General features: G+C 67.4%; 8 protein-coding genes. 2 read left to right on the forward strand and 6 right to left on the reverse strand.

The window, feature by feature from the left end:
• Positions 1-89 precede the first annotated feature (89 nt).
• The 4 genes from fbaA to AAEX57_RS10940 form a co-directional block, all read right to left on the reverse strand.
• Entirely contained in the window at positions 90-1,115 is a 1,026-nt protein-coding gene (fbaA, locus tag AAEX57_RS10925) for a class II fructose-bisphosphate aldolase (protein ID WP_342092152.1), read from the reverse strand.
• 141 nt (positions 1,116-1,256) lie between these two features.
• Positions 1,257-1,817: a hypothetical protein gene (locus tag AAEX57_RS10930; RefSeq protein WP_342092151.1), complete on the reverse strand. Its 561-nt coding sequence runs from the start codon at positions 1,815-1,817 to the stop codon at positions 1,257-1,259.
• A gap of 23 nt (positions 1,818-1,840) precedes the next feature.
• Entirely contained in the window at positions 1,841-2,602 is a 762-nt protein-coding gene (locus tag AAEX57_RS10935; RefSeq protein ID WP_342092150.1) for a GntR family transcriptional regulator, read from the reverse strand.
• 57 nt (positions 2,603-2,659) lie between these two features.
• A complete protein-coding gene (locus AAEX57_RS10940; RefSeq protein ID WP_342092217.1) occupies positions 2,660-3,277 on the reverse strand; it encodes a TrmH family RNA methyltransferase in 618 nt (205 codons plus the stop codon).
• 34 nt (positions 3,278-3,311) lie between these two features.
• Here AAEX57_RS10940 and AAEX57_RS10945 point away from each other — a divergent pair, with 34 nt between their 5' ends.
• Positions 3,312-4,016 (forward strand): DedA family protein, encoded by a 705-nt coding sequence (locus AAEX57_RS10945; RefSeq protein WP_342092149.1) that lies wholly within the window; start codon positions 3,312-3,314, stop codon positions 4,014-4,016.
• A gap of 128 nt (positions 4,017-4,144) precedes the next feature.
• Here AAEX57_RS10945 and AAEX57_RS10950 read toward each other — a convergent pair whose 3' ends face one another.
• Positions 4,145-5,095 (reverse strand): hypothetical protein, encoded by a 951-nt coding sequence (locus tag AAEX57_RS10950; protein WP_342092148.1) that lies wholly within the window; start codon positions 5,093-5,095, stop codon positions 4,145-4,147.
• A 323-nt stretch (positions 5,096-5,418) separates the two neighbouring features.
• Positions 5,419-6,177 (reverse strand): LemA family protein, encoded by a 759-nt coding sequence (locus AAEX57_RS10955; RefSeq protein ID WP_342092147.1) that lies wholly within the window; start codon positions 6,175-6,177, stop codon positions 5,419-5,421.
• A 117-nt stretch (positions 6,178-6,294) separates the two neighbouring features.
• Between AAEX57_RS10955 and pyrE the strand changes: the two genes are divergently transcribed.
• Positions 6,295-6,834, forward strand: coding sequence for an orotate phosphoribosyltransferase (gene pyrE, locus AAEX57_RS10960; protein WP_342092146.1), 540 nt, complete (start codon positions 6,295-6,297; stop codon positions 6,832-6,834).
• The last annotated feature ends 4 nt before the right edge of the window (positions 6,835-6,838 follow it).

Below are 6,838 nucleotides of genomic sequence, written 5' to 3' on the forward strand. Positions count from 1 at the left end.
CTCCTTCTGTTCCGGATCCCGTGAGGGAGTGAAGAACCGGCCGGCTCCCCCAAGGGGAACCGGCCGGTTCGTTGTTCAGGTGTGAGCGATCAGGCGGTGTGGGTACCGGCCGAACGCAGCTGCTGGCAGGCCTCGACGATGCGAGCGGCCATGCCGGCCTCGGCCAGCTTGCCCCAGGCGCGCGGGTCGTACATCTTCTTGTTGCCGACCTCGCCGTCGATCTTCAGCACGCCGTCGTAGTTCTTGAACATGTGCTCGACCACGGGGCGGGTGAAGGCGTACTGGGTGTCGGTGTCGACGTTCATCTTCACGACGCCGAAGTCCACCGCGTCGCTGATCTCCTGGGCGGTCGAGCCCGAGCCACCGTGGAAGACGAGCGCGAAGGGCTTCTCCTGGCCGTACTTCTGGCCAACGGCATCCTGCAGGTCCTTCAGGATCTCCGGGCGCAGCTTGACGTTGCCGGGCTTGTAGACGCCGTGCACGTTGCCGAAGGTGAAGGCGACGATGTAGGCGCCCTTCTCACCCAGGCCCAGCACCTCGGCGGTACGCAGGGCGTCCGACGGCTGGGTGTACAGCTTGTCGTTGATCTCGCCGACGACACCGTCCTCCTCGCCGCCGACGGCGCCGATCTCGATCTCCAGGATCTGGTGGTTGGCGCTGGTCTTGCTAAGCAGCTCATCGGCGATGGAGAGGTTCTTCTCCAGATCGTCCATGGCCGAACCGTCCCACATGTGGGAGTTGAAGATCGGGTCCTGGCCCTTGGCGACGCGCTCGGCCGAGGCCTCGAGCAGCGGACGGACGTAGGTGTCCAGCTTGTTCTCGGGGCAGTGATCGGTGTGCAGGCCGACATTGATCGGGTACTGCTTGGCAACCTCACGGGCGTAGTCGGCCAGCGCGATGGCACCGACGATCATGTTCTTCTGGGTGGGGCCCGACGCGTACTCGGCGCCACCGGTGGAGAGCTGGAGGATGCCGTCGCTGCCAGCCTCGGCGAAGCCCTGCAGCGCAGCGTTGACGGTCTGGGAGGAGGTCACGTTGATGGCGGGGTAGGCGAACTTGCCGGCCTTGGCCCGCGCGTACATTTCGGCGTAGACCTCGGGAGTTGCGATGGGCATATCTGCCTCTTTCTATGGGTTGGTGTTGCTCACGGCCATTCTTCCAAAGATGGCCAAGCTGCGCAGCAGCGGGGTGCAATCTGCCCCGCCCAGCGCCGCGGGGACGGTTCAGCCGACCGCGAAGCCCCGGGGCGCGATGGATCAGAAGAGCGTGTCCAGACCACTCAGGTCAAGGCCGTGCCGCCCGCCAGACAGGGCGCGCACACCGCCGTCGATGGTGCCCGGCAACGCGTCCAGGAAGCTCAGCGGCATCGACCAGACCTTGCCCTGCACCGCCTCCACCACCAGTTCCGGGCCGGCGCCAACCTTCAGCCCGGCGGTCTTCAGCGCGCGCACCTGCTCCCAGGTGAGCTCCAGCACCGCGCCTTCCAGGGTGTGCAGCCGCAGTCCGCCCCGATGTGCCTCCAGCGCGGCACCGCGGCCGATCCGGGTCAGGTTGCGCTGGGCTTGCAGCAGCCGGGCCGCGGTGATGCCGATCATCACCAGGCTGACCGCATAGCCGGCCACCAGCAACCAGGGGCTGCCCCACTCGTCGCGCTTCCACCACCACAGCCCGGTCCAGGCCGCGGCGCCCAGCAGCATGAACAGGATCGAGCGACGCAGCGCGGACGCAAGGTTTGCCACCGCATTCGCCATCGGCACGGGGTTGAAACCCACCACGAAGGACGGGGCCTGGTTCGCGGCAGAGGGCATCTGGCTCATGGGGCCCATCGTAGGGGAATGGGTCAGCGGGTCTGGTCGCGCGGATGCAGCGTCGAGTGGATCCGGTAGCGATCCCCGCGGTACTTGCTGATCGAGTACTCCACCACGATGTCCTCGGCAAAGGTGAGTCGCTCGGTGACCAGCAGCGGGGCGCGGCGGGCTATCCCCAAGATCCGGGCGTGCAGGGCGTCGGCCGCCTCGGCGCTGACATTCTGTTCGCCGCGGGTGACCACCAGTCCGTAGCGCTCGGCCATCAGGTCGTAGACGGTGTTCAGCTTGTGATCCAGCAGGTCGGGCATCAGCCGCGACGGATACCACCCCACCTCGTGCGCCATCGGGGTGCCGTCGGCCAGGCGCAGGCGTTCCAACCGCACCACCGGCTCGCCGGGCTCGATCTCCAGCCCGGAGGCAACCCGTTCACTGGCTGGTTCCTCGGCGGCGGCCAGCACCACCGTGCGGGGCTTCAGCCCGCGGGCCCGCATCTCCCGGCTGAAGCTCATCAGGTGCAGTCGGGAATTGACCCGCGGCCCGGTGACATAGGTGCCCTTGCCCTGAGTGCGTTCCAGCAGGCCCTCGTCCACCAGGTCACTGATCGCCTGCCGGATGGTCACCCGGCTGACACCCAGCTGGTTGACCAGTTCGCGTTCGGACGCCAGGGCATCCCCGGCGTGCAGTTCCTCCTGGATCCGGCGCTGCAGGATCTGGCGCACCTGCGCGCGCTTGGTGGCGATCACCTTGTCGTCCTCGACGACGTCCATCCCGACCTCCGCTGCCGAACCACCCACGCTTGTGGTCTCTGGAGAATACCAATTGCAGCCCAAGTGGTCTGCTGCCGGGGTGCTTCAGGCGTGCTGCAGGGCCCAGGCGTACATGGCGATCGCCGCGGCCGCCCCGGCATTGATGGAGCGGGTGGAGCCGTACTGGGTGATCGCCACCAGCTTGCTGCAGGCCGCCACCATCTCCTCGGTCAGCCCCGGCCCCTCGGAACCGAAGACCAGGCAGCAGCGTTGCGGCAACGGCTCGTGCTCCAAGGCCACCGAGCCGGGCAGGTTGTCCACCCCCACCAGCGTGACGCCCTCGTCCTGTGCCCACCGGGCCAGCGATTCGACGTCGGGGTGGTGGTGCACGTGCAGGTACCGGTCGGTCACCATGGCACCCCGGCGGTTCCAGCGGCGCCGTCCGACGATGTGTACCCCCGCCACGTTGAAGGCATTGGCGGTGCGCACCATCGAGCCGATGTTGAAGTCGTGCTCCCAGTTCTGGATGGCGATGTGCAGGCCATGACGACGGGTGTCCAACTCTGCGACGATCGCCTCCAGTCGCCAGTAGCGGAATTCGTCCAGCACATTGCGCCGGTCGCCGTCTCGTAGCAGTTCCGGATCCAGCCGAGGGTCGTCCGGCCAGGGCTCGGGGTGCGGCCCGACACCGGTCGTCGGGGCCGTGGGGTCGTCGGGGCTCAGCGTGGTCACAGTCCCCCACGTTAGCCTTTGGGGCGTGACCGACCTGATGAGCACCGTGCTGTTGACTCCGATGCTGATGCCCGATTGGCTGGACCCCGCCACCCTGATCCACAATCTGGGCAACTGGGCGTTGTGGGGCGTGGCGGTGATCCTCTTCCTGGAGTGCGCCATCTTCCCGGTGCTGCCCGGCGACTCGCTGCTGTTCACCGTCGGGATGTTCATCGCGATGAACCCGCCGTCGATCACCTTCGGCTCCATGAGCAAGCCGATGGTGCTGGTCGTGGCCTGCCTGGTGATGACCTTCTTCGCCATCGTCGGCAACATGGCCGGTTACTACGTCGGCAAGTTCATCAGCCCCTGGCTGTTCAAGCCGCGGGACAACTTCTTCGGCAAGATCTTCAGCGAGAAGCACCTGCAGCAGTCACACGACTTCTTCGAGCGCTACGGCTCCAAGGCGCTGGTGCTGGGCCGCTTCGTGCCCTTCGTGCGCACCTTCGTCACCATGGTGGCCGGCGCCACCAACATGAACTTCCGGCACTTCATCACCTGGACCGCGATCGGCGGCGTGATCTGGGTCTGGGGCGTCACGCTGCTGGGCTACCTGCTGGGCAATGTGAAGTTCATCGGCGACAACATCGACGCGGTGCTGCTGCTGATCGTCCTGATCTCGGTGCTGCCGATGGTCTTCGAGTGGTGGAACGAGAAGCGCAAGGCCAAGGCCGAGCGCGTCGACGCCTGAGCAGCTTCCGTCGCCTGAGCCGCTCCCCCGCCTGGCCCGGGCCTCCAGCACCGCGCAGCAGTTGAGTGCACATGCAGTTGCTCCAGCGGCTGCCCCCTTGCAGTAACTGCTGCGCAGTGGGTCATGGGTCAGACGGGGAAGCCCGACGCGGACACCAAGGCCTGCCGCACTCGCCCCGCCAGCACCTTCGGTCGCTGGAGGTCCAGATCCATCCACCGCACTTGGTGCCAACCGAGATCGGCCAGGGCGTTGTCCCGACGCTTCTCGCGCATCACGACATCCCCGGCTGATTCCCCAGGGCGCAGCAGGGTGGTGTACTTCACCTTGCCGTCGCACTCGCCATAGACATGCAGGGCCGGCCAGGCGAAGTCGAGCCGAGCCAGTTCTCGCCCAGACCGGTCGAGCACGAGGTGCTGGATCTCGGGCGTCGCAATCCCTTCCCGCCAGAACAGCAATCGGCTGCGAGTCTCCAGCGGGCTCTCCGCCCGACCGTCGGCGAAGGCCACCCCGTCGCGGGCCTTCTTGATCCCGGCAACCCGTCGCATCCGGGAAAGGGCCGCCTCCACCTGCTGGCGCATCTCCGCTGATTCCCGTCCGCGGCCCTCGGGGTGGTGCAGACCGGCGTCCAGGGCGATCACGCCGGCGTCGAAGGTCATCCGGCAGGCCAGGTCGACCAAGGTGCGCGCTCTGGTGGTGACCGCCAGACCATCAACCACCGTCACATCCTCCGGCGCCAACCGGGCGACGTGGACATGGAGCGACCCGCGTTTGGTTCCGCCGCCTCGGGAGGCGCGCGGCCGGATCACCTGCACCTCCTTCATCGGCCCATAGGGCAGCAAGAGGCCGTGGACCACCGCGGCGGAGTGGTGGCTGAGCACTGCCCCCGAGAGCCCGGCGACGGTGGCCTCGATCAGTTGCCGATGCCGATCCTCCGGGGTCTTCCCCGCCTCTTGGGCGTAGGCGCCACGGCGCAGGTGAACCAGATCCCCAGCGGCGACGGCCCGTCGCAGCTCGCCCGGGGTCCGCCCCTCTGCCAACAGTTGCCGTGTGCTGCGCGATGTCGTCGTGCCAGTGTCCATGGGTGGAGTCCACGACCTTGGCACGTGCCCCCACAAGGGCTGACAACACCAGGACAACAATCGGACAACACGTGCCGCGTCCGAGACCCTCGCCAGTTTGGGTCGTGGTTGACCGCGCAGCCGTTGATTCCAGGGGCAGCCGCTGGAACTGCTGCCCCTGTGCAGCGAGTGCTGCGCGGTGAAATCCGGGCTGGGAAGCCCGGGGCGCAGGTGCGTTCAGCGCGCTGGGGAGCCCGGGAGCTGGGAACCATGGACTGGAAACGACGCGAAACGGCCCCGCACCTCACCATGGAGGGGCGGGGCCGTCTGTCGTGGTGGCCTGATCAGGCCTGCGGCGGGTTGTTCGGCTGCTGGGGCTGGGCCTGCTGCTGGGGCTGGTCCCAGGTGACCGGCTGCTGCGCCTGCTGGGCCTGCGGGTTGGGCAACTCATTGCTGGCGCTGGGTGCGGCCTGGTTCACACCGGGGGTGTGCTGCTGCGGGGCGTCGCCGCGGTAGCTGATCTCGCCGAAGTTCACGTCGGGGGCCTGGCGCACGGCGGCGTCGTTGACCTCGAAGTAGGTGGCCTTCTCGAAGTGGAACATGTTGGCGACGATGTTGCTGGGCACCGACTCCACCTTGGTGTTGTAGGCCCGCACATTGGCGTTGTAGAAGCGGCGGCCGGCGGCGATCCGATCCTCGGTCTCGGCCAGCTGGCGCTGCAGTTCCAGGAAGTTCTGGTTGCTGCGCAGCTCGGGGTAGGCCTCGACGCTGACCATCATGTTGCGCACCGCGCCGGAGAGCTGGGCCTCGACGTCGGCCCGCTGCGGGTCGGCCTCGGTGGAACTGCCTTGGGAGAGCTGCATCGCCTGACTGCGCAGCCGGGTGACCTCCTCGATGGTGTTGCGCTCGTGCCCGGCATAGGCGCGCACAGTCTCCACCAGGTTGGGCAGCAGCTCGTAGCGGCGGTTCAGCTCGACGTCGACCTGGCGCCAGGACTCCTGGATCACATTGCGCTGCCGTACGAAGCCGTTGTAGGGAGCGATGAACAGGATGCCGCCCAGCACCAACAGGCCGAGCAGGATGAACAGGATGGTCCAGATCATGGGGTCACTCCGGGTCTTGGAAATCTGATCACCTCACCATAACGGCTGCCGAGCCCACCGAACAGACGTTGGCTACGCCCAGCGCGTAGTCAGCGGGCGGGCCACTACTGTGAAGCCATGACCGATCGCGAAGAGCTCATCGAACATGTCAAGAACCTGGCCGTGGTGCACGGCTTGGTCACGCTGGCCAGCGGCAAGGAGGCCGACTACTACGTCGACATGCGGCGGGTGACGCTGGACGGGGCAGCCGCCCCGGTGGTCGGCCGGGTGATGCGGGATCTGGTGGCGGACTGGAACTTCGACGCGGTGGGTGGCCTCACCCTGGGCGCCGACCCGATTGCCGTCGCCATGCTGCACACCGCTGCGCACGACGGTGACCGATTGGACGCCTTCGTCGTGCGCAAGGCGGAGAAGGCACACGGCATGCAGCGCCGGATCGAGGGCACCGAGGTCTCCGGGCGCAAGGTGCTGGTGGTGGAGGACACCTCCACCACGGGCGGCTCCGCTCTGACCGCCGTCGAGGCACTGCGCGAGGCCGGGGCCACAGTGGTGGGCGTCGCCTGCATCGTGGACCGCGACACCGGCGCCAAGGAGGCCATCGAGGCCGCCGGGCTGGAATACCGCTTCGCCCTGGGACTGGAAGACCTCGGCCTCTGACGGA

It is taken from the genome of Luteococcus sp. H91 (genome assembly GCF_038433135.1).
GTDB lineage: Bacteria > Actinomycetota > Actinomycetes > Propionibacteriales > Propionibacteriaceae > Luteococcus.